The 25022-nt window shown below is 25.8% G+C and carries 21 protein-coding genes; 3 read left to right on the top strand and 18 right to left on the bottom strand.

The window, feature by feature from the left end; genetic code table 11:
• Positions 1-11: 11 nt before the first annotated feature.
• The 8 genes from pyrF to LPB137_RS10155 form a co-directional block, all read right to left on the bottom strand.
• On the bottom strand, positions 12-710 hold the full coding sequence (gene pyrF, locus LPB137_RS10120; RefSeq protein WP_076087641.1) for an orotidine-5'-phosphate decarboxylase: 699 nt from the start codon (positions 708-710) through the stop codon (positions 12-14).
• Between the two features lie 2 nt (positions 711-712).
• Positions 713-1108 (bottom strand): transcription antitermination factor NusB, encoded by a 396-nt coding sequence (gene nusB / locus LPB137_RS10125; protein WP_076087643.1) that lies wholly within the window; start codon positions 1106-1108, stop codon positions 713-715.
• Position 1109: 1 nt separating this feature from the next.
• The gene (gene ribH / locus LPB137_RS10130; protein WP_076087645.1) at positions 1110-1580 is read right to left on the bottom strand and encodes a 6,7-dimethyl-8-ribityllumazine synthase; all 471 of its coding nucleotides are present in this window, start codon (positions 1578-1580) and stop codon (positions 1110-1112) included.
• Between the two features lie 152 nt (positions 1581-1732).
• Positions 1733-2533 (bottom strand): 3-deoxy-8-phosphooctulonate synthase, encoded by an 801-nt coding sequence (gene kdsA / locus LPB137_RS10135; RefSeq protein WP_076087647.1) that lies wholly within the window; start codon positions 2531-2533, stop codon positions 1733-1735.
• A complete protein-coding gene (locus tag LPB137_RS10140; protein WP_076087649.1) occupies positions 2530-4221 on the bottom strand; it encodes a potassium channel family protein in 1692 nt (563 codons plus the stop codon). Before LPB137_RS10140 ends, kdsA begins: the two co-directional genes overlap by 4 nt.
• 13 nt (positions 4222-4234) lie before the next feature.
• Entirely contained in the window at positions 4235-4612 is a 378-nt protein-coding gene (locus LPB137_RS10145; protein ID WP_076087651.1) for a DUF6394 family protein, read from the bottom strand.
• Positions 4599-6335, bottom strand: a complete 1737-nt coding sequence (locus tag LPB137_RS10150; protein ID WP_076087653.1) for an FMN-binding glutamate synthase family protein — start codon at positions 6333-6335, stop codon at positions 4599-4601. Before LPB137_RS10150 ends, LPB137_RS10145 begins: the two co-directional genes overlap by 14 nt.
• A gap of 12 nt (positions 6336-6347) precedes the next feature.
• Positions 6348-7232 (bottom strand): DMT family transporter, encoded by an 885-nt coding sequence (locus LPB137_RS10155; protein ID WP_076087655.1) that lies wholly within the window; start codon positions 7230-7232, stop codon positions 6348-6350.
• Between the two features lie 137 nt (positions 7233-7369).
• On the opposite strand from LPB137_RS10155, the gene murA reads away from it, so the two are divergent.
• From murA to LPB137_RS10170, 3 genes are all read left to right on the top strand, one after another.
• Entirely contained in the window at positions 7370-8635 is a 1266-nt protein-coding gene (gene murA, locus LPB137_RS10160) for a UDP-N-acetylglucosamine 1-carboxyvinyltransferase (RefSeq protein ID WP_076087657.1), read from the top strand.
• Between the two features lie 102 nt (positions 8636-8737).
• Entirely contained in the window at positions 8738-9832 is a 1095-nt protein-coding gene (locus tag LPB137_RS10165) for a hypothetical protein (protein ID WP_076087659.1), read from the top strand.
• 10 nt (positions 9833-9842) lie between these two features.
• Positions 9843-10457, top strand: a complete 615-nt coding sequence (locus tag LPB137_RS10170; protein ID WP_083657236.1) for an HNH endonuclease — start codon at positions 9843-9845, stop codon at positions 10455-10457.
• 12 nt (positions 10458-10469) lie between these two features.
• Here LPB137_RS10170 and LPB137_RS10175 read toward each other — a convergent pair whose 3' ends face one another.
• The 10 genes from LPB137_RS10175 to LPB137_RS10220 all read right to left on the bottom strand — a co-directional run bounded on the left by LPB137_RS10175 (position 10470) and on the right by LPB137_RS10220 (position 25021).
• Positions 10470-12425 (bottom strand): secretin N-terminal domain-containing protein, encoded by a 1956-nt coding sequence (locus LPB137_RS10175; RefSeq protein WP_172802480.1) that lies wholly within the window; start codon positions 12423-12425, stop codon positions 10470-10472.
• Positions 12426-12479: 54 nt separating this feature from the next.
• Positions 12480-13052, bottom strand: coding sequence for a YigZ family protein (locus LPB137_RS10180; protein WP_076087661.1), 573 nt, complete (start codon positions 13050-13052; stop codon positions 12480-12482).
• A 7-nt stretch (positions 13053-13059) separates the two neighbouring features.
• Positions 13060-13992 carry a tetratricopeptide repeat protein gene (locus LPB137_RS10185; protein WP_076087663.1) on the bottom strand — a complete coding sequence of 311 codons (933 nt, stop codon included), beginning with the start codon at positions 13990-13992 and terminating at the stop codon, positions 13060-13062.
• Between the two features lie 22 nt (positions 13993-14014).
• Positions 14015-14932, bottom strand: a complete 918-nt coding sequence (locus LPB137_RS10190; protein ID WP_076087665.1) for a hypothetical protein — start codon at positions 14930-14932, stop codon at positions 14015-14017.
• An 11-nt stretch (positions 14933-14943) separates the two neighbouring features.
• The gene (locus tag LPB137_RS10195) at positions 14944-17121 is read right to left on the bottom strand and encodes an EAL domain-containing protein (RefSeq protein WP_076087667.1); all 2178 of its coding nucleotides are present in this window, start codon (positions 17119-17121) and stop codon (positions 14944-14946) included.
• Positions 17121-20765 carry a TolC family protein gene (locus tag LPB137_RS10200; protein ID WP_076087669.1) on the bottom strand — a complete coding sequence of 1215 codons (3645 nt, stop codon included), beginning with the start codon at positions 20763-20765 and terminating at the stop codon, positions 17121-17123. The genes LPB137_RS10195 and LPB137_RS10200 overlap by 1 nt, the downstream gene beginning before the upstream one ends.
• A 6-nt stretch (positions 20766-20771) precedes the next feature.
• Positions 20772-21533, bottom strand: a complete 762-nt coding sequence (locus LPB137_RS10205; RefSeq protein ID WP_076087671.1) for a hypothetical protein — start codon at positions 21531-21533, stop codon at positions 20772-20774.
• Positions 21534-21536: 3 nt separating this feature from the next.
• Positions 21537-22682 (bottom strand): CFAP97 domain-containing protein, encoded by a 1146-nt coding sequence (locus LPB137_RS10210; protein WP_076087673.1) that lies wholly within the window; start codon positions 22680-22682, stop codon positions 21537-21539.
• Positions 22683-22691: 9 nt separating this feature from the next.
• The gene (locus LPB137_RS10215; RefSeq protein ID WP_076087675.1) at positions 22692-23642 is read right to left on the bottom strand and encodes a hypothetical protein; all 951 of its coding nucleotides are present in this window, start codon (positions 23640-23642) and stop codon (positions 22692-22694) included.
• A gap of 101 nt (positions 23643-23743) precedes the next feature.
• Positions 23744-25021, bottom strand: a complete 1278-nt coding sequence (locus LPB137_RS10220) for an HlyD family type I secretion periplasmic adaptor subunit (RefSeq protein WP_076087677.1) — start codon at positions 25019-25021, stop codon at positions 23744-23746.
• Position 25022: the final 1 nt, after the last annotated feature.

The raw sequence follows: 25022 nt of genomic DNA on the forward strand, positions 1-25022 counted from the left end.
TTCTGTATTTTTTATATATTAGCTAGTATTTTTTCTACTACAGCTTTAGGATTATCTGCTTTATAAATAGGACGTCCTACAACTATAAAATCTACTAAGTTTTCTTTTGAGAAAGAAATATCAGCTACCCTTTTTTGATCCCCTGAATCTTCACCAAAAGGTCTAATACCAGGACATAATGTAATAAATTCATTTGAAGTATTGTTTTTAATATCTAAGCTTTCAAAAGCAGAACAAACTACTCCATCAACTCCAGACTCATAAGTATCAACTGCAAGCTTTGTAGCTTTAGTATTGATATCTTCATTATAAATAGCTTTAAACTCATCATTATCAAAAGACGTAAGAGCAGTTACAGCTATTACTAAAGGTTTATTTGGAATATCTTTGATTCTATTCATAACTTCACTCATAGCACGTTTACCAGCGCTTGCATGAACATTACACATATCAACTAAACCAAAATTAGCAATTTCTTCTGCTGCATCTGCCATTGTATTTGGAATATCATAAAGTTTTAAATCTAAAAATATTTTAAAACTAGGATTTATAGCTTTTATATCTTCTAAAAACTTTTTCCCATCTCTAATGTAAGATCTAAATCCAACTTTTAGCCAAACATCAAAATCTTTGATTTGTTCTACTAATGCTAGATTTTCTTTTGCACTTGGCAAATCTAAAGATACACAAAGTTTTATAGCTTTACTCATCTTTATGCCTTAGAAACTTTATCTAAAAGTCCATTCATAAACTTTGGAGCTCCATCACTTGCAAGTTTTTTAGATAATTCAATTGCTTCGTTGATAATAATTGCTTTTTCAAGTTCAGCAAATTGAATTTCATAAACTGCAAGTCTTAAAATCGATTTTTCAACTGAACCAATATCAGCTAAAGTTCCTTGATTTAAATGAGAAATTATTTCCTCATCGATTTTGCTTAAGTTTTCAACAACTCCATTAAAAAGATTTAAAGCAAACTCTTTTTGCTTGTTTCTAATCTTTTTGTCTTCTAAAATATCATCAACATATTTTACAATACCTTCATTACCTAAATCATAAGCGTATAAAAGACCAATTACAGATTCTCTTGCTTGTGTTCTTGTTGCCAATTTATTTATCCATCGCTTTATATAAATCTAACATTTCAATAATTGTAATCATAGCTTCTGCACCTTTGTTACCAACTTTTGATCCAGCTCTTTCGATTGCTTGCTCAATTGTATCTGTAGTTAAAACTCCATTTGATACTGGTAAACCATGGTTCATAGCTGCTGTTGCAATACCTTTTGTAGCTTCTGCTGAAATGTAATCAAAATGAGGAGTTGCTCCTCTAATTACCGCACCAACACAACAAACAGCATCATATTTACCACTTGCTAATGCTTTTTCTAAAGCAAAAGGAATTTCAAATGCACCTGGTACTAAAATTAAATCTAAATTATCTTCATTTCCACCATGTCTTTTAAATGCATCTTCTGCACCTTCAACTAATCTATCAGTTATAATGTGATTAAATCTACCATTAATTACTGCTATTTTTTCATTACCAGTTAATCTTAAATTACCTTCAATAATATTCATTTATTTCTCCAAAAAAATTAGTAATTTTATAAAATTACTCAATTATATTTATTTTATATTTTGCGATTATATCTAAATTTTGATTAGTTTAAAGAAAAGAGTTTTTTTGTAGTTTATAAAAGGACTGTAAGTCCTTCTATATTGTTTGTATGTTATTTGTAGTTTAATACATCTTGAATAGCAAATAAATCATCAATTACTTTGTATAATTCATCTACTTGAACCATATTTGGTCCATCACTTAGTGCAACACTAGGATCTGTGTGAGTTTCGAAGAAGAAACCATCAACACCAACAGCTGCTGCTGCTTTTGCTAAAGAAGGAACAACAGCTGAATTACCTCCAGTTGTTCCTCCAGTACTTGGAACTTGCGCTGCGTGAGTTGCATCAAAAATAACTGGTGCATATTCTCTCATAGCAATAAGATTTTTCATATCAACTACTAATGCTCCATATCCAAATACATTTCCTCTTTCACAAAGCCAAACACCATTTTTATCAGAAGTTTCATAATTAACTTCATCTATACCTCTAGTCTTTAGTATTTTCTCAACTGGATGCTTCATACTTCCTGCTGCTAAGAACTGACCTTTTTTGATATTTACTGTACAGTTTGTTTTTGCAGCTTCAACTAATAAATCAGTTTGTCTACATAGAAATGCTGGTATTTGTAAAATATCTAATACTTCACCAGCAGGTTTAGCTTGATATGATTCATGAATATCAGTTACAAGTTTGTATCCAAATTGTTTTTTTATTTCTTCAAAAAGTTTTAAACCTTTTTCTAATCCTGGACCTCTATATGAGTCTAGGCTTGTTCTATTTGCTTTATCAAAAGAGGCTTTAAAATAAAACTCTACTCTTTTGTTTTCACTTAGTGGTATTAATTTTTCAGCAATTCTCATTACTGTATCTCTATCTTCTAAAACACATGGTCCTGTTAATATTTTCATTTGTTTTTTCCTTTAAAAAATGTTCGTTTTTCTTCACCTGTTAATGCATAATGAAACTCATTTGCATTTTGACAAATATATTCTATATCGCTTTTTGCATGTTCATCACATGCTAATAAAATTTTATCCCCTATTTTTAAATTATGTTCAAAAATAGGTAGAAGAAGTATTTCTTCTTCTCTTTGTAAAAGTAATGGTACCACATTATTTCTCTGTTCTTTATTATGTAAAGAAGTAGCTAAGATATCCAAAGATAAGGTATTTTTATTTTCTAAATGTTTAGTTAATTCTGGTGTATATTTTGAATTAATATATACTTCCATTACTAAAGGATCATCATTAATATCTTCAACTAGTTTTCTAACTACTTTAGCCGCCCAATCTTCATCTTTTTTGATAATCATACGTAAAAACTTATCGGCTAAGGGGTTAATTAATGCATTCGCAGTTTTATTGATTAATATTTTTGAAGGCATGAAAATATGATTTATATTTGCACTTTCAAAAATAGAGTAATCTTCCATTTCATTTTCTCTAACAATTGTCATAATATTAGGATTTAGTTTTTTTGCAGTTGCTAAAACTGAAAGATTTGTTGTATCGTCATTTGTAGCAGCAATAATTGCAACAGCATCTAATATTCCAACGTCTGAAAGCATTTGTTTATCATCTGCATTTCCAAAAGTTATATGAGACATTTCTTCTTGTGAGTAATTATTTATATCATTTTTATTAATTTCAACTAATTCTGCTTCAATATTATTTGCTTTTAATTTTCGATATATTTTTCTACCCATTCTTCCATATCCACAAATAATATATTTTCCTTGTGGAAAAGTTGGAAGATTTGCACTCAAATTATCAATTTTATATAGCCACTTTTCTAGTTTAAATAAATTTGGTGCACTTAAAGCCATATTTACTTCAGAAGAAATAATTGAAAAAGGATTTGCGATAATCTCTACATCTAAATCTTTTAAATTTTCAGTGTGATTAATCGTTGTTGATTTCGCTGCAATTCTTACGTGTTTATTAAGAAGTTTTGATGTTAATGCAATTTTTAAATTTAAAGCATCATCTTCAAATAAAGAAACAATTGCCTTACAATTATACTTTTTAATTCCCGCAAATTCTAATGCGTCAAGATTATAATTTTCAGAGTATAAAACAGGAACAGTGGGAGTAAAACTTTCTAAAATCAAGTGATTAATTTTATTCCTATCTTTTTCTATAACAACAGTTCTAACACCATTTTCAAGTGTTTTTTTAATAATTTCACTTGTGATTTGATTGTATCCTAGAATAATAATAAACTTGTCTTTTAAGTTTTTTACTTGTCTTCCAAACTTTGCACGTTCAAGTTCTTGTAAAAAAAGTTTGTCTTGAAGCAGTGAAACTAAAGAACCTATTCCATAAAACCATCCAAGAACAGTCAAATAAATAGAAAAAGTAACCCAAATTCTTTGAGAATAAGTAAACTCATATGGCGCTTCACCAAAACCAATAGTTGTAGCCATATAAGATACAAAATAAAAAGCATCAAAAATTCCCATCTGATGAGGATTACCATTCTTATCAATACCTTCTATTAATATTAGTCCAACAATTGAAATAGTGTAAGTTATAATAATTACAAGAAATGGCGTACGCATTCTTTGTAATATTATAAATAAAGAACTGCTTTTCAAATTCTTACCTAATTTATCGTTTTGATTTAAGTGTATCTCCAACATATAAAGATACAGATACAATGTTTGCTAATAAAGCACCACCTGATAAAGAAACAATAATACCAATTATTTCAGCATCTACAACATATACATAAGCTGCAACTGTCCAAATAATAGCTGCAACAATTAACTGTATATCTGCAACTAGTGAAGTTGCAAGTAAAACAGAACCCATTTGTGTTTTATCACCAAGTTTTAATGTTGTTGCAATAATATTAATAACAATTGCAGCAAAAAGTTCATATTTACTATGTGCTTCTAATGAATGCATATCTCCATAAAAGAAACCAAAATTTATAGTCATTGCTAATATAATAAAAAAACCTGATATTACCTTATCTAAGTTCATGGTACTCATCCTCCAAATCTTTTCCGATATCTAATCTTCTTGCAAATACTTTATCAATATTATCATGAACTCTTGAATCTTTATCTAAGAATAAAATTCTATGTTTATTTAATTGATTAATATTTTTTAATCCCATAATTGCAAGCATTCCCTTAACACTTTTTAATAAATTATTATGATAATTTCGTACTTTTTTAGCTTGTTTATATACAAAATATTTTTTTCTTTTACTTTTATCTTGTGTTGCTAATCCAACTGGACAAACATGCCCTGTTGTACCAGAACAATATCGTGCACGTATACAACCAGCACTCATCATAAATCCACGAGCTATTTGGATAAAATCTGCACCAATTGCCATATTTATAATAATATCATCAGGCGTTAAAACTTTTCCACTGGCAATTATTTTAACTTTTTCTCTTATACCATATTCTTTTAAAACACTATCAGCTAAATAAATTGAATCTCTAATATTTAACCCAACTCTTTCCATCATTTCAATAGGAGCAGTGGCACTTCCTCCAGATCCTCCATCAAGTGAAATAAAATCAGGATATCTGCTATCTGCTATATCAATTCTTCTTTTAATCTCAGCTGCATATGGTTCAATATTTTCAACATCTGAAATTACTATTTTTATACCTACTGGTTTATCTGATAACTCTTGTAAAGTACCAATAAAATCAAATAATTCTTCAATAGTATTTGCATAAGGAAATCTATTTGGTGAAAATACATCTTTATATGCTTCTACATTTCTATAATATGCAATTGCAGGTGTTACTTTATGAGCTGCTAATTTTCCACCAGTTTGTTTTGCACCTTGAGCTATTTTAATCTCAGTCATTTTACAAAAACGCATTGTTTTTTGATATCTATCTGGGTCAAAATTACCTTGCTTATCTCTTGCACCATAAAGCCCTGAACTTAATTGTAAAATGATATCAGCCATATCTTCAGGCACTTCTTTTGGAAATTTCTCTAAAGGAGCATCCCAATTTATTCTGTGAAATAATTGCGATTTTAAATCAAATACATAAGTCTCTGCTTCTTTGTCTTTTCCAAAAACAAGATTTCTATATACATCTGCAGCCATTGCACCATTAAAGAAAAAGTCTACTATATCTTTTGCTTTTTTAGCAAAAGTACTTCCATGAACTATTTTCATATATTCAGGATTATATTTTTGATGAGTAATAAAGAAGTTTGATGTAACTCCACCCTCACCTGAATTTATAGGAAAACCTCCCATAAAAGCTCCTCGAACAAAGGCTCTTGTTCCTTCAGGAGAAATTGAACCATCACTCATAGCTGATCTTGCGATTATTGATTTTGCAGTATAAGGTTTTTTTCTATTTGCACCAAATGTAACTTCAAAATCTTGATCAACTTCATCATCATTTAATACTATATTTGCATGACGAATCATAAATTTTGGCTTTGGTAGAGGTTGCGAAGGAGAAAAAGAAGCATAATTTGGAACATCATTTGCAGCTTTATAAACCCAATCTAATTTATCTTTTGATTCATAAAACTTTTCATCTCCAAAATATTGTCTAAAAGGTTCTCTTGCTTCTTCTAATACATATCTAAGTCTTCCGATAATTGGATAGTTTACCAATAACTGATGATCTCTTTGAACATATTTATCATGTATATACCAAGCTATCATTACAACAGCAAATAATATCCACTCATACGTGCTTAACTCTAAATCCATAATATTCCTTTTCTAGCTTTTTTTGCTAGAGACTAAAAGTCCACTTAAAACTATAAGAAGTATACCAAAAGAAATCCAAATATCAGGAAATGCATCTCCTAAAAAGATTCCTAAAATAATTGAAAATGCAATATTAGAATAAGATATCGTTCCAATAATCCCAGCTTTTGCACAAGAATATGCTTTAGTCATATAAATTTGTGCAAATGTTGCAGTAATTCCTAATAAAACAATAAAATACCAATCATTTGCTTTTGGTACTACAAATGAAGCAAATAAGAAATCTAAATCAGGATTAGTATAAAAAGAACCAATAAGTAAGAGTATTAAAGGTCCAATTGTTCCTATTGTCATAAACGATAAAACAATAGCTCTTGAATCATAAAACTTACGAAGTTCTCTTATTGATGTATATGCTAAACCTGCACCAACTCCACATAAAATTCCTAAATAGTCTGTTTTTTCTAAATTATCTGGATTAAAACCTGTCATAAATAAGATCCCAATAAAACCAACAAATACACCTAACCAACCTCTAAATCCAAGTTTTTCTTGAACAAATAAATAAGCAAATATTGCAGAAAATATTGTAGATGTTTTAGAAAAAGTCATAGCTTCAGCAAGTGGTATTTGAGCAATATTATAGAAAAAGAATAATAAAGCAATAAAACCAGCCATTCCTCTAAAAATTAAAAGCCACATTTTTCCACCAACTTGTGATAGTGGTTTTCTATAAATTGATATTAATATTAAAACAACTCCAAATACGTTTCTAAAAAAAACTACTTCAATTGAACTCATTGAGTTACTTAACTCTTTTGCAACTGCTCCCATAAAAGCAAATAACAATGAAGCAAATAACATATATTTAGCACCTTTTAGTACTTGATCTTCCATTATAATTCCTAATTTTTAAAGCGAAATTGTAGTCCTTAATATATTAAAGAAAGGTTATTAGTTTCATTATTTAAAGCATACTTTAGATAAAATATCTACTTTATATACAATAACAATATATTTATAGTAGGAATAATATGGAATATTTAAAAATTCTTGGAGAAAACAAACTATCAGGTGAAGTTTGTATTTCTGGAGCTAAAAATGCAGCATTACCTTTAATTGCATGTACAATTTTGGCAAAAAATGAGATTACAATGGGAAATTTACCAAATGTAGTTGATATCAATACTTTTTTAAAACTTATTGATAAACTAGGTGGTACATATACTAAAGATGGTCATAGTGCAAAAATATCAACTGCAAGTATAGATAAAACAACTGCAACATACGATATTGTAAAAACAATGAGAGCATCAATTTTAGTTTTAGGGCCAATTCTTGCTAGATTTGGACATTGTGAAGTTTCACTTCCAGGTGGTTGTGCAATAGGTCAAAGACCTGTTGATTTACATCTTAAAGCTTTAGAAGCAATGGGTGCAGAAATTATTATTAACCATGGATATATTGAAGCACGAGCTCCAAAAGGCTTAAAAGGTGCAAAAATTGTATTTGATAAAGTAACAGTTGGGGGAACTGAAAATACTGTTATGGCAGCAGCTTTAGCCCATGGTGAGACTACAATTATTAATGCTGCAAAAGAACCTGAAATTGTTCAACTTTGTGAAGTAATTGCAAGTGCTGGAGTTAAAATAGAAGGTATTGGTACTTCAACACTAAAAATCACAGGAACAAATAAAGAACTGTTAGACATCAAAGATTTCGATGTAATTCCTGATAGAATTGAAGCTGGAACATATATGTGTGCAGCAGCAATTAGAAATGAAAAAGTAAAAATAAACAATGTTATTCCTTTACATTTAGATGCAATTACTTCAAAGCTTGAAGAAATGAATTTTGAAGTATTACAAGATAAAACAAGTGTAACTATTCTTCCTACAAATGAAATTAAACCTGTAAATATCATTACAACTGAATATCCAGGTTTTCCTACAGATATGCAGGCTCAATTTATGGCACTAGCAACTCAAGCAAATGGTACTTCTACTATTGATGAGAGATTGTTTGAAAATAGATTTATGCATGTTAGTGAGCTTTTAAGACTGGGTGCTGATATTCACTTGAATGGAAACACAGCTACAATTAACGGTAAAAGTGGAACATTAAATGGTACAGATGTAATGGCTACAGATTTAAGAGCCTCATCTGCTTTAGTTTTAGCAGCACTTGTAGCAAAAGGTGAAACTAATATTCACAGAATTTATCACCTTGATAGAGGATATGAAGACCTTGAAGGAAAGTTTGCAAAAATTGGTGCAAATGTAAAAAGGTTTACAGAATAGAACACCTTTAATAATGATGAGTCAAAATCTCTTGACTTATCATTTTTTTAAGTATAAATTAAATAGAATTATTTCAATTACACAAAAGGTGAAACTAATAATATGAAACTAGAAATCTCTTTATTCAAATTTGACAAGAACTCTGATTATCTTCCATTCTACACTAAACATTTTTTAAAAATTAAATCAGAAAAAACACTATTAGATATTTTAAACACAATAAATGATGAAAGTACATTTGGTTATGAAAATGATGAAAACTTTGATTTAGTAGTAAATGGCTTATATTTAAAAGCCTCTACAACAATTGAAGAATTAGTTAAAAAGTTTGGGAAAGACTTAACAATTGATCCTATTTCAGTTAGAAGAGCAGGAAATGATTTAATTATCAATGACGACGACTTTAATAAAAAACTTTTAATCTTAGATGACTTTATCAATCAAGAAGATAAAAAAGCTTATTCAAAATTAAAACAATACTATTATGCCTCAAATACTTTAGATTACAAAAGTGAATATATTGGTGATGCTGTTTTAATTTTAGCTTACGATTTAATCCAAGCTGATAAAACAAATGAAGTAGCTATTTTAAAAGTACTAAAAGAGCAAGAAGTTGGAGCTTCTTATCATACAAATTTAAAAAATAGAATATTTAATTTTGACACTAGTATTGAAGATAAAATTGTAAGTATTCAAAAGAAACTAGATTTAATACATAATGATGAAGATAAAAACTTTAGAATTAATAATACTCTTATTATCGACTTTAAAAACTTTGAAGATTCAAATGAAATAAAACATGATTTTAAAGACTTTAATATTGCTTATTATCCTTCAAAAGAATGTGAGAAAGTAGATTCTTTATTAAATAATTTAAGTGCAAAGTTTTTAAGTCTTGATACTTTAAATTTAGACTTAGCAAAAAATACATTTAACAAAAATCAAGAAATTACATATTGTGTTGCAACTACAATTCTTTTAGATGCTTTTGATAATAATGCAGACTTTTTATTAGTTGACAATGATGATGATTTTTATATCTTTGATTATAATAGAAAAGCTTTTGAGAAATTCTCAGGTAGAGATGTTATTTTACCTGTAATTCATGTAAATGAGTTACAAAAATTAGCAAGTGGTGAACATAAGATTGCAAATGAAACACTTACAAAGCATCAAATTAATCCTGAAATAATATAAGGAATACTTAGTGATATTAGATTCAACTTTTGTAATTTCTTCAAGTTTACTTATTGCTTGTTTAATTCCTCTTTTTATTTATAGAAAAAAGGTTTTTCCTTTTGTCTATAAAACAGGAAGTTTAGAAATATTTATAAAAGATTTGAAAATTCATATGAATGATAATCATCCAAAAATAAATTTTGATTATTCAATAATTCAAAAAACAAAAGATGAAAAAGATATAAGAATAAGAGAAACATTAATAGTTGAAGATATTATTAATCAATTTTATTATTTTGAATATCAAAAAAATACACAAAATGGTATATCAAGAGATAAACTTTGGAAAGGATATGAAGAAAAATCATTTTCAAATCCAAAAACTCCTAATGATTGGCAAGAAAGACGTGAGCTTGCATGGCAAAGAGATAAAAACAAATGTAACAGATGTGGAACAAAAATAAAATTAGAAGATGTATTTACTACTTTTGCAAAAGATATATCAAAAGGTGGTGGTTATAACTTTGAGAATATTATAATTTTATGTTCAGATTGTAATAAAATTTTAAATGCAAAGAATCCTAAAAATACAATAGCGTCATTAAATTTAAATGATGATTTAATGAAACTTGTAAGAGGATAAAATAGAAAGCAGTTAATTTCCTAAAATTTCTGCAACTCTTTTTTCATGTTCAATTCTTCTATTTATTTCTTCATTTTGACTTATTAATTGAACTTCTTCATTTTTAACTTTTTGATATTTCTTTTCTAATTCAAGTAATTTGTTTTTATTCTTTTTTTTACTAACTACTTCCTCAATTTGTTTTTCTTTTAGTTTTATTAATGTTTCTTCTAAATATTTATCTTCTAATTGTTTTAACTGTGCTAATTCATTTCGAACATAGGTTAAATCTTTTGATTTTGGAATAATATAAGGAGTTACAATAATTACTAAACTTCTTTTTCTTATATCACTCTTTTTATGAGTAAACAATTTTCCCAGAACCGGTACTTCACTAACTCCTGGTACTTTACTTCGTATTGACTCTACTTTATCTTCAATTAATCCACCTAAAATAACTGATTCTCCATTTTTAACAATAGCTGTAGTTTTAACTTCTTTTTTTGTAGTGTCTGCATTTCCACTATTAGTTACAGTTGTTTTTACATCTTCTAGTATTGTATTAATTTCTAAAGTTACTTTATTATCATTTGAAATTCTTGGTTTTACTTTTAATGTTAAACCAATATCTTCTCTTTTAAAGTTTTCATTCTTTGTACCTCCATCGCTCAAACTTGATGAAGTTTTTACTGAAATTGTTTCACCCACATAAATAGAACTTTCTTTATTGTTTATAGCTAAAATTGAAGGCTCTGAGACAATATCTAAAGCTCCGTCTTGATCTAACAAACTAATAGAAGCACCCAGTGCTAATCCTGCACTTATTGTAGGTATTGATAAGCCAATACTTGATGGAGCAAAGGCAAGTGCATTACCACCATTTAAATTTGAAGCAAAAGTGCTTAAACCTTTACTTTTAGAACTACCACCTGATATTCCATATTTTATTCCTACTTCATCAACAAGAGAATTAGTAACTTCTATAATTCTAGCTTGCACATAAACTTGAGCTTTTTCTTTATCAAGTTGTTTTATAATTAGATTTAAAGAATCAATTTCATCAATACTACCTACTAAAACAATTGAATTTGATTCTTCATCAAGAGATGAAATAGGTTTTAATTTTATATCTTCATATTTTTTCTTTTCTATTATTGCATCAATTATTTTTATAACACTTTTTGCTTCAACATTTTTTAAAGATACTACTTCTACAACTTTTTTTATATATAAATCTTTTTTATCAATATCTTTAATATAATTTTTTATATATTTGATATTTTTCTTACTTCCTACAATAGATAAAGAGTTATTATTAATATTAGGAACTACTGATACTTTTTGGGTTTCTATGTTTTCATTAAAAACTGATTTGATTACTGCATCTAAATTTTTAATAGCATCTAGTACATTTATATTTTTTAACTCAATAATTTCAACACTTTTTTTTGCTCCTAAAGTCATAATATTAACAACTTTTTTAATAGTATTAATATTGTCTTTAAAGTCAGTAATTATTAAAGTATTTGACTCTTTATTTGTTACAAGTTTTGCATTTTTTGAAAGTAAATGATTTATTTTAGAAGCTATATAATCAGCATTTGCATTATGTACTGTGAATATTTCTGTAAGCATTTGATAATAAAGTGTTTTTTTATTTCCATTTATTATAGGTACATTATTTTTTATACCTTCAGAAATTTTTATAACTCTTAAAATATTTTCATCATGAACAAGAGTAAAACCTTTTGATTGTAAAGAGTAGTTTAATATTTTTACTAACTCTTTTTTACTTAAAGCTTTAGTAGAAATAAAATCAACGGTTCCTTTTATATCTTGTGTTACTAGTATATTTTTATTAATTAGTTTAGAGGTAATTTTAACTAATTCCATTATTTTTAATTCTTTAAAATTTATATCTATCTTTTCATTGCTAAGAGATATTGTACTAAATATAAATATTAGAAAAGTGATTTTAAGTAAGTTCATTGTTTTAACTCCATTCAAAAGGGAATCAAGTATACAATTAAATAATTTAATGTATTATAAAAGTATTATATTTCGAGGAAGTTGTATTTTTAATTGCTCTAATTCTTCTTGGCTTAATTCTATATTTACAATTATTTCATTTGAAAAGTCTTTTTTTACTATAGTGATATTTTCTTGTTTTAAGAGATATTCTAGTTTTGATAGTTCAGAGTATTCACATTTTAATCTTGCTTGTTCAAGTTTTTTATATTCAAAGAGTTCACTAATATTTATAACATCATTAATACTAGCAGAATAAGCGCGAACTAAACCACCTGTTCCTAGTTTAACTCCACCAAAATAACGAACTATTATTACAGCTGTATTGATTAAATCATTTCCTGCTAATACAGTAAGAGAGGGTTTTCCTGATGTACCTTTTGGTTCTCCATCATCACTACAATTTTCTACAATTTGCTCAAACTCATTTAAGTGTCTATAAGCATATACAAAATGACGAGCTTTTGGATGTTCTTGTCTTAATTCTTGCATGGTTTTATCAAAATTATCATAAGGCATAAGATATGCAACAAATTTTGATTTTTTTTCTTCATAAGTATTTTGGAATAATTCTTTTATATATTTCAAATTATTCCTATTTAATATTGTTTATCTTGAAAAAACTTTCTGCTCTTTTATAGCCTTTATCTTTGGCTTCTCTAATTAAATCTATACCTTTATCAACATTTCTAGGTACCCCATAACCATGATAATAATATAAACCTACATGAAATAGCGCAGTTAAACTATTTCTTTGTTTTGCTTTACTATACCAGTAGAAAGCTTTTTTATAATCTTGTGATACAACTTTACCTGAACCATAAATATTAGCTAGTTTTATCATAGCTGGCAAATTATTTTGCTTTGAAGATTTAGTTAATAAATCAACTGCTTTATCAATATCTTCAGGGATCCCATCAGCTGTTAAATACATCATAGCAAGGTTTGCTTGTGCTATTGCATTTGAAGCATCTGAAGCTTCTTTAAACCAATAAAAAGCCTTCTTTTTATCTGTTTTAACACCTCTACCTGTATAATACATTTTTCCAAGATTATTTTGTGCAATAATAACACCTTGTTTAGCTGCTTTTTCATACCATTCAAAAGCTTGATTAACTTTATCTTCATTTGTACTAAGATCAAATAACATTGCAAGATTTAATTGTGCTAAACCGTAACCTGCAAGTGCAGCTTTTTCATACCATTTTTGAGCTTCTTTTAAATCTTTTTTAACAACATCACCTAAATAATACATATGAGCTAAATTATTTTGTGCGACTAAGTTACCATTTAAAGCAGCTTTTTCGTACCAGAAGAATGCTAATTCTTTATTACTATTAACTCCAATACCTTTATAATTCATAAGTGCTACATTATATTGGGCATTAGCATCATCATTTAGAGCAAGTTCACTAAATTGCTCATATGCAATTATATATTTTTTATCTTTGAAATTTTGAGTTGCTTCATCAAATGTGAGTGCAAATGAGTTTATAAAAAAGATAGATATAAATATAAAAAACTTCATAATAGATTTCCTTAGTTAATTGTTAATTAGTTTCCAAAGAGAATTCACTATTCTCTTTTAAATTATTACTTTCAGTGATAATTTTATCTATTTCTTTATCATTTAAAGAACTTTTCATATTTACAATATCTTTCATATTATCTTTAAATTCATCAATTGATTCATCACTATTTTGAATTTCTTCTTTTACATTACTGTTTTCAACAGTTTCTTTTTCTTCTTTCTTTTTAACAATTTTTATTGCTTTAGTTTCTAAAATAGTATTTTCCATAATTGGATTTAAAATATTACTATTTAAAATATCTTCATTAACATCAAGAATATTATTGCTTTTATTTATTTTTAGATCTGTATCAAGAAATATATCTGCTTTTATATTATCAATAGTATTAGCATTATTTCTTTTTTCTGAAATTAAAATATTTTTTATAATTTTATTATCATCTGGTTTATTAGTTAATAAATAATTATAACAATTTAAACTATTAAAATCAGAAGAAAAATAGCTAGAACAAGATTCCCATGTAGTATTTATTCCTAATAAGTAATCTAACCTATCCCAAAATAACTTATAAACATTATTATTGATTTCTTTTTTATCATCAAAGTCAACTGCATCAGTTCTTTTAATACTTAAAATAGCTCTTGATTCATTTTCAAATTCATGTACTTCTAAAATCCAAGTATCTAACATTAAATCTACTCTTATAATACTATTTTGAAAAACAACTTTTTCAACTATTATATTGTCTCTATAAGAATTTATAATAAAATCATTATTTTTATTTTCTTTATTTGAAAGAGAAAAAAGTATTTTACTAGCATGAAAAATTGCATCTTTTGAAATATTAGGATATGTCTTTTTTGTAATAACAGAACCTTTTGCAAAGGCAGTACCTGTTGAAATTAGCAAGACTATTAATAATATATATTTATTCATTTAATACAACCTTATCTATTTATTGCGTATATATCTAATTTACTTAAATATCTATAATCATTATCTGATTCTACGTTTTCTGCTAAAATTTTAACATCATTTAATTCACCAAAAATAACTATATTTTTTACTCTATGTTTCTTAATTAAATCATTGTGAACATTTTGAGTAAGGTCTCTATCCATTTTTATATAATCAATCTTAATTGATGCCAATTCTTCTAATGGGAACTCTTTTGTTTTGAACCTTTTGATTAAAATCTGGATATTTAAATCATTCATTAGTTTAACAAATTCACTAAATTCTACTTTATATGCAGAAGCAGAGTATGATGTAATACTAAATAAAATATGTGATAAAGTATCAGCTTTTTGTTTTGATAAAGTAGTAATAAACTCTATAAAACTAATACTAGAAATAGTTTTAATTGATAAATTAATAGCTAATTTATAATCAATTTTATTTGCTTCAATAAAATTAATTGTTTTTAATATAACTTCTTTATCAAAATCTTCATTTAATCTGAGTTTCTCACTTATAGCAATAAAAGAACCTATTGGAAGTACTTTTCCTTCATTATCTTTAAGAATTGGTTTTAATTCTTTCATAAGTAATTTATTTTCTAATGAATATGTATCAAAAATAAAATCAATTGTAAAATTACTATTAGAAATAATTGATTTAACTTTATCTTCTAAAGCTAAAACATTTTTTTGAATTTGAGATTCTTTTATGATTACACTACAATTAATATTATTTAACATAGCACTATTATAAGCTTCTTCAACAGATTTCATAATAGAGTTTGTTGTACCATAAGCATCAAAAGGTGTTCCACCTATATGGAAAATATTTTCAGGTAGTTTATAACTTTTTGTAATTTGAACTAATAGACTATCTATAATTTTATTTGAAAATGCTAATGCTTGTTCATAATTAATTTCTCTTGCAATTATAATAAACTCAGACCCATAGAACCTATAAAAATTTATGTTTTTTTCTTTATAATCAGAAATAATATTATTTATGATATTTGTAAAAGATAAAATAAAGTTATCAGTATTTAAAGACCCATTTAATTTAACTATCTCATCTAATTTAGCAATCTTTAATGAAAATAAATATCCTTCACCTGAGTAAACAAACATACTCTTCATATCAATATCAAACATTTTTTTGTCAGGTAAGCCTGTTAAGTTATCAGTTAATAGGTTTCTTTCTAAAGTCTCTTTATTAATATTTAATTCATTTTTTAAAGAAGCAATATTACTAGATAGTTTAGAAAGATTAGTAAGTACTTTATTGTAATCTTTAATTTTAGAGAATTTATTAGTATTTATATTTGTAAATTTTGAGTTTAGCATATTAAGTACTACTGCATCTAAATATCTAAGAGGTTTTAATAAATATTTTCTTTTTAAATATTTTTGATACAACCACACTAATAAAAACATCAATATACAAATAACTGTAGAATATATAAGTAGTTTTTTTAGAAAAGAGACTATGTCTTGTTCAATAAAAGTATTGTTTTTCTTATATTCAATATTTGCGAAAACAATATTTTTAATAATTAAATCTTTTTTAATCGCATCTTGAGGATCAATTTTTGCAAACGAATCAATAAAACTTTCTTTTTTCTGTTTTTCAGTACTATCTTTGTAAATATCAAAAAGATTGATATCTACAAAAATTAAAAAATTTTTAATCTCTTCATTTTTGAATAATTGATATCGTATTACAACTTTTTCATTTTTATCAAAAGTTGCTGAGGGGATAAACTCATAAAAAGAGTTACCTGCTAATTTCTGAATTTCTCCATATTTATAATCTACTGTTACATTTGTAAGATTCCATGAACTATCATTAAAACTTTTTGTTTGGAATAGTAAGGTATCTTTATTAAAAAGATATCTATTTTGTGTAATCTTTATTTCTTTTATATACTTATCTTTTTTAATATTTTGATTAATAAATTGAATTGAATTTTTATCAAATAAAAGTACTTTCTCTTTAATTTGATTATTGAACTTCTCAATACTTAATTCATAATTTACATTTGAATATTCAATACTTTTATTTTTATAATCAATAAAAAAAGACCAGATTGTAAAAAACAGTATTAAAGAAAAGATGAATGTTAAAAGTAATACATTTTTAATTATGTCTTTTTTATTTTTTTTTAACATTATTTAATCTCATTACTTTGTGCTAGATCAAAATATGTATAGTTTTCTTTGTATGCATCTTGTTTTCTATATATTTTTTCAGTTCTAGCTAGATTTATTTTTAATATATCTTCAGGTAATTCAAGAAGTATATTATTAGCTTCTGCTTCATTTTCAAAGATTTTATACATTATTTTTATTTTATTTTTATTGTTTAAAAGTCTTACAACAAATATATCTTCTTTTAAGTCATAAATATTAAGAAAATATTTTAATTCAGTTTCATTATTTACACTTGCTAATAGTATTGAATAATATTCTTTTGGAGAATTTAAAAATTCAAATTTGAAATCTTGATCATTATACTTATCAATAGCAATAAATTCTAAATATTCTTTAGATTGATTTATTTTTTTTAACTCATCTTTATTTTTAGAATCTTCTATATTTTCCTCTATTTTATTCTCTATAATTTTGTCATCAATTACTTGTAAAGATTTAATACCGATTTTTTCAACTGAGCAATTAAAATCTTTTAATAGTAAAGGATTGATTTTTTTTAGATTTTTTTCTGCTTCTTCTTTTGTTTCATATAAACCATAAACAATATTTTTGTTTTTTGTTTTAGTTAATTGAGAATTGAAAGTAAAAACTTTGATATTATATTTTAAATCATATTGATTTAAAAAACTATTTATAACATCATCTTTTGTGTCTGAAAAAGTAATTATATTAATTGTATATAAGTCTTTATTTTCTGATATAAATGCTTTAGTCTTTTTAGTATTAAGAATTTCGTTATCTATATTATTTTGAGCTTCTTGTAATGGAACATGTTCAACTTTTGGCACTTGTATTAAAGTTGGAATTTCTATAACTTCATCATTTTCTGTATTTTCTTCACTTAGAGTAGTTTCTTCAATTTTAGTATTACTATTAGCAAAGAAATTACTTACTGTTGTAAATAGGTTTGCTTCTTCTTTTATTTCTTCGATTTCTGTTAATGTTTCAATAGAAGAAAGGTTTTTAGTTTCTATTTCTACTTCTGGTACTATTTCAATTTCAGGCTGTTTTGCCAATTGAGGAATTAAATTTTTAGTTTCTTCTTCTAATGTTAATTTTTCAATCTCTTTTTCTGTATTTTTTTCTTCTTTTTCTTTACTAGTAAATAAATTACTTACTTTTGAAAATAAGCTATCTACTAAGCCTTTTAAGTTTTTATCATTTGAAATATCTACATTCTTTAATGAAACTGGATCTTTATACACCGTATTTGAAGAAACTTTTATATATTCATATTCAGGTTCTTTTTCTTTAACTTCAGTATTTAAATCAATATTTGCATTATATAAAGCTTGTTCTTTAGAGATTTTTTGAATTACTGGATAGAAATTATTTTTAATATCACCTAAATCATTAATCGCTAATTGAGCTTCATCATAATTTTCATAAATACCATATACCCATCTAAATAGTTTTTTAGAATCAACATAAGTATAAGCAAATGAATTATCATATAAATTTATTTTTTCAATCAAAATATCTTCTAATTCTTTCATTTCATTGAATGAAGTTATATTAATTGTATAGAATTCAGGATTAGCATTTAAAAACTTAGTTTCAAACTCTTTATTTAAAACAAGTTTATCTTCTTTTTTAATTTGTTTGATTTTCTCAATAGTATTTGTTTTTTCTACTATTTTAATCTCAGGAGGTACAGGTTTAATCTTAACTTCTAAACCTTTTAAATAATCATTGTAAAGTTTTTTTACATCTCCTATTTTTTTAAGACTTAATTCTTTTCCAAGATCTTTATTTTTCATTTTTTCTAATTGTTTTAAAGCTTCTTCTTCATTTTTATAAATACCAAAAGTTACTTTTGTATTTATATTTAAATCATCTACTACATCATAAGAGAAGGCTTCTTTATCAAAGTCATTTATTTTAATAAAATTATTTGCTTTTAGTATATTATCAAATAAACCAATATCTATTGTATAGTATTCATTATTAGCAGATAAAAACTTACTCATAAATCTTATTATATTTTCATCTTTTAAAGCTTTAGAGATTAGTGTTTCTTTAATTTTTTCTTGTTCTTCTAATTCTTCTTGTCTTTCAATTCTTTCTTTTTCATCTAAAAACTTATCATCAATATAAACATCTTGTGTATATCCGCTTTTTGAGAAATCAATAAATCTTGGATGTTCAGGATCAATGTCAAAGAATGCTAAAATATCTCCTGTGTATTTTAATAAAGTAAAGAAATCTGTAATATTGTTTTTTTCATAAGAAATCAATTCTACTTCTGCTGAATTTAATGACTTTTGTCCTTGAAGTAAAACTTGTAAGTCTTGGTCACCTAATTTGAACTCTTCCCAATAAGCTTCAACCATTTTTCTTAAAGCTATAACTTCTGATATATTACTTTTTAATGATTCATTAGTAGAATTTATTGCAGTAAATAACTTAGATACATTCCATTTTAATTTTCTTTTTTCTTCATCTAATTTAAAATTTAATTCTCTAATTGAACTATAAGAGTTTAAAACTTTATTTTTATCTCTTCCACCGTTATATAAATTATATGAAAGCTTAACTAAACCATTGACAGCCTCTTCTCTTGTTTCTGAACCATCTTGATCCATAACATTATCAACTGAAAACTCTAAATCAACTTTTGGTAAAAAATTTGATTCTTTTGATTTTAAATTGAACTTTTCTGCTTCAATTGAGTTATAGTAGTTTCTTAATTCTTTATTTCTTTTTAATGCTCTTTCATATAATAAGTCAAAAGTAGTAACATTAATATTAAAGTTTTTTTCATAAGGTAAAGTTTCTAAATAAACTTCACCAACGATGTATTCATAATATCGTAAGGATTCAATAAACTTAGATTTAACTTTAATTTGTTGTGTTTTAGCATTAGAAACATTTGCTTTAATTGCTGTTAAATCACCAATAGAAGCTGCTCCATTTTCGTATTTTATACTAACAATATCTAATATTTTATTTAATTTCTTCATATTAGAATCACTAGTTAAAACAGTTTTATATGAGAAAACAACATCAAAATATGCTTTGATAGCTTTAGTTACTTCTTCTGATAAAACTAAGTAATATTGATTTTTAGCTAAATCTAATTTTTTCTTTAGGTTTTCAACATCATTAGTTGTTGCTCCACCTGCATATAAGTTTTGATTTAAAACAAATTTATAATTTCTATCATCATAATATCTAAATGCATTTGTTCTATCATCAGCAGTATTAGTAGCTCTTGTTTTTCCTATTTCATATTCGAAATTTAAAGTAGGATAGTAACCTGCAATTGCATCTTTTAATTTAATTTCATTTTGAATAACTTTTTCTCTAGAAGCTTTCAATAAATCACTAGTAGATACTGTTTCTAAAACAACATCCATAAGAGAAACTCTTTTATAATTATCAACATCAATATCAGATATTCTTGAATAAGAGTTTAATGAAGGATATGAAGGGTTCATCTTTTTTTGAATTTCTTTTTCACCTAAAAAAAGAGACAATTCATTTAATTTATCTTCTTTCTCTTCAATAATAAAATTTTTATCATCTTTATTAATTAATTTATCATTATCCGCATTTGCACATAATGATAAGATTATTAAAGATAGCAATTGTTTCTTCATTTATCTCTACTTTTTAATTGTGATTACTAAATATCCATTAGTATCATCAATTTTTTCTTTTATATTTGGTTCTTTTGTTAAATCAATTTTAACGTCTTTCTTTTCATAACCAAACTTTCTTATTAAGTTTCTTGTACTTATAGTTCTTGCAAGTGATATCTGTTTTGAAATAGTTGCACTTAACTGTTTTTTCATATCTTTTGTATATATATGAATTTCATGTTTTCCACTTCTTTCTTTTGCAGAACTTAAAAACTGTTTTATTTTTCTTGTAATTCCATCATCTACAAATATCTCATTACTTTTATATGTAACGATTAAGTAATCTTTATTTTCAATAATTTTTTGATTTTCATCATTTGTTTCATTTTTATCTGCTATATCAATACCTGCTGATTCAATTTTATTACTTTTTTCTGCACTATTTTGATTTTCATTTACTTCAATTTGATTTTGTAAAGTTAAAATTCTTTGCTTTTGTTCGTTAATAATTTTAATATTAATATCTGAATTTGAATTTGATCCAGCACTAGGGTCTGTAACTTTTTTTGTATTAAGTTCATTTTCCTCACTTGACCTATTATTATTTAAAATAATATCATCATTGGAAATTGAGCCTGTATAAGAAACTTTATATTTAAATTGTGCGTAATAACCTAGATTTACTAAAACTACTAATAAGAATAATAGTAATACTAAAATTACTGAAGAAAAAATATCAACAAATGATGGCCAAGGGTTGAACTCATCTTCACATCTAGACGCCATATACTATCTTTTATTCTCTTGATTGTCTTTATTTTGTAAAGATTCCACTAGCTGCACAAGTAATTTATTATTTTCTTCTTGCAACTGTAAACTTTTTTTGATTGTCTTATGTTCTGATAAAATTACACTTGATATCTCTTGTAATGACTCTTCAATAAGTTTTGAATTTGAGTATTGATTTACATTAGATTCTTTCATAATTTCTATCATGTTTTTCAATAATATAGATTCATTATCTGTTTTATGGATATTATGATCTAGCTTATCAGCAATTTTCATAAACATCTCTTGAGACACTTGATTTGATCTTTCCATTTTATCTGTAAAATCTCCCATTGTGTCAACAAAAATATCAATAAATCCAGCACTCATAGGAGATGAATTATCTGAATTAGAAACTAAATTAATATTTCCAATATCATCTGTGCTAGACAGTGAATCAATACTTGTATTATTTGATTCAACAATTTTACCTTTCATCCAATCTTGTACATCTTCGACAAACGCAGACTGATTTCTAGTTAAAATATATTGCATTACATTTAGAATAATTGCAGAAGCAACACCGAATAAAGAAGAGGCAAACCCAATAGCCATACCACCAAGAGGTCCAGAGAAACCTGTCATGATTTCTCCAATATCAATATTATCTCCACCAAAAGATAAAATAATACCTCCCATTTCATCAATGGCTACAAGAAGTCCTGTAAATGTACCAAAAAGTCCTAGCATTAATGAAGTACCAACGAAGAAAGCTGTATATCCTTTTTGTTGGAAGAATTGTCCTTCTAACCAATCGATAACTTCATGAGCTTCTTGTTGAGTAAAATATAAAACACCTTTCTTAGCTCTTCTTTGGAACATATGCGCAATAGTTGCAGGCATTAATCCAGTAATACCTTCTAAGTAAAACTCTAAACTTTTACCTGTTTTATAAGCTAAGATACCGAAGGTACCAGCAAGCATTGTAAGTCTAATTGCAGATTGATAAACAACTAATAAACCAATTAAGAACATTGTTGTAATAGCAACATTAAATGTTAATGTTGACATAAAGAATGTATATACTAAAGAAAAGTTAGCATAAATAGTAAAAACGATAAAAAGCATTACTACAAAAAATATTTTTAATATTTTTATACGTCTCATCATCTATCCTTAAAACATGAATAGTAATATAGATATCACTAAACCAAGAGCTACTGTAGTAACAGTTTTTGTCATATTATCAACAATATTTACAAAAGCTCCACTACCTTCAACTTTTTCACCTAAAATGATATAACCAATGATTACTCCATTAATATCGGCTACTTCTTTATATGTTTTAAAATATTCTTCATTTACACTATATCCATCTATTTTAAAATTAGAAAAGGCTTCTTTACCTTCTGTTAATATGTTTGAGAAGAATTGTCCATCATAATTTCGTTCTTCAACTTTTAAATCATTAACAATTGTTCTGTAACTTCCATTTTTTGCATCAATACTTACATTTGCAAGCATTCTTTCTTCTAGTAAAAATAGAAATATACCTTGTCTGTTTCGTTCTATATCTTTTTTAAGTGTAAGAATACTTTCCTTAACTTCAATAACACCTAAAACGTTTTCACCATCTAAGATAGGTTCTAAATAGACTATATTTGGTCCAGATGGAAGTACTTCAATACCATATAATGCAGTCTTTCTATTTATTGTTGTATTAATACTATTTCTAAATTGATTAGTTTGATTTACAGTAGAATAAAATACTAAAGAAGTAGAGCCAAATCCAGCTTCTACTAAACTATTATTGTAATTTGTAATTATAGGGTCTATTAAAGCTTTGTTATTTAGGTTATTTTTAAAAGTGTCGTTTATTTTTAGTCCTAAAACTAATTTACTAAAACCTTTTTGTTTATCTTCTAGTTTATGTTCTAAACTTGATTTGTAAACATTAGACATATTTAAATATACTTCATTCCCTACGCTTTTTGTCATACTTGTAAGGATATACATTGACAAAAAAATACCAGTTATTGCGAGTAGAGTTAAAAGAGTAAACCAAAGGCCTTTCTTCTTTTTTAATTCACTAAGTAAATTTTGTAACGCTTTAATAAAACTAAACACCCACATCCTTTTCGTATAATAGTCGCTATTATATTTATATTTTGCTTACTTAATTATTAAAGTTCCCTATTTTAGAGCTAATTAGGGCTTAATATTATTATTTATTGTTCACTTAATGCATTTTTTCTAATATTTTTTAGTGGTTTTAAAATATATTCTAGTACTGTTTTTTTACCAGTTAAAATATTTACATTTGCAACCATTCCAGGTAGAATTGGAAGATCAGGTGCAAATTGATTTACATCAGCTCTAATTTTTGCAATATAATAAATATTTCCTGTTCTATCCTCAAAACTATCAGAAGATATTAAAATCAATTTACCATTTAGTAATCCATATTTAGAAAAATCATAAGCTGTTATTTCAACTGATACATCTTGACCTTCCCATATAAAGGCTCTATCTGAACTCTTTATTTTTGCTTCAATTGTCAATGTATCTTCAATAGGAGTTATTTCTGCCATCTTATCTCCAGGCTTTACAATACCACCTTCTGTATAGAAATATAGTTTATTTATTATTCCATTTACAGGTGAAATAACTGATTTTCTAAGTTCTCTATCATCATTTGCTTTGTTCTTTTCAATTAATTTATTAATCTCATTTTTAACTTCAGAATACTTTCCTAATAGTTTACTTCTAACTTCAGACTTAACACTATTTATTTTTCTATTTGCTTCTTCAATTTCTTGTTGTAAAATTGGAATATTATTTCTAGTTTCTTCTATTTTTGTAACAATATTTTGTTTTTTTGATAATTCTGAAATATATTCTTTTTTAGATGTAACTTTTTTTCTTAATAATTCATCTAAAATTTTCATGTTTTCAATAGCTAAATTTAATTCTATTGTTAGGTTATTATATTTGATTTTTGTTTCTCTTAATTTATACTCTTTTTGTCTTGCTTGATCTCTTGCAATATCAATTTTTCTTTTGTTATTTTCTAATTCTTCATAAAAAATATTTGTTTCATTTCTTATAATATCAGGAATTTTTGATTTTAGTTCATCTGAAAATTTGATTTTTTTCTTATTATCAATTAAAGATTCTAATCTAATTAATACAGCTTGGAATGTTAATAAGTCTAGCTCTTTTGATACAGAATCTGCTTTAAAAAACTCGTTTGAAAGTGTATAAATAATATCACCTTTTTTTACACTATCACCCTCTTTTAATAAAATACTTGAAACTATTCCGCCTTCAAGGTTTTGTAAAATTTTAGTTTGACCTGAAGGTACTACTTTTCCAGAACCTCTTACAACTTCGTCAACTTGACTAAAATATGCCCATGAAAGGAAACATATAAAAAACAACATTATTGGAATTACAGTAGTATAATAATTCCAATCTTTTTCTTCAAATAATCTATTATTTTTCATC

Origin of the sequence: Poseidonibacter parvus (assembly GCF_001956695.1) — a bacterium.
In the GTDB taxonomy this organism is placed as follows: Bacteria; Campylobacterota; Campylobacteria; order Campylobacterales; family Arcobacteraceae; genus Poseidonibacter; species Poseidonibacter parvus.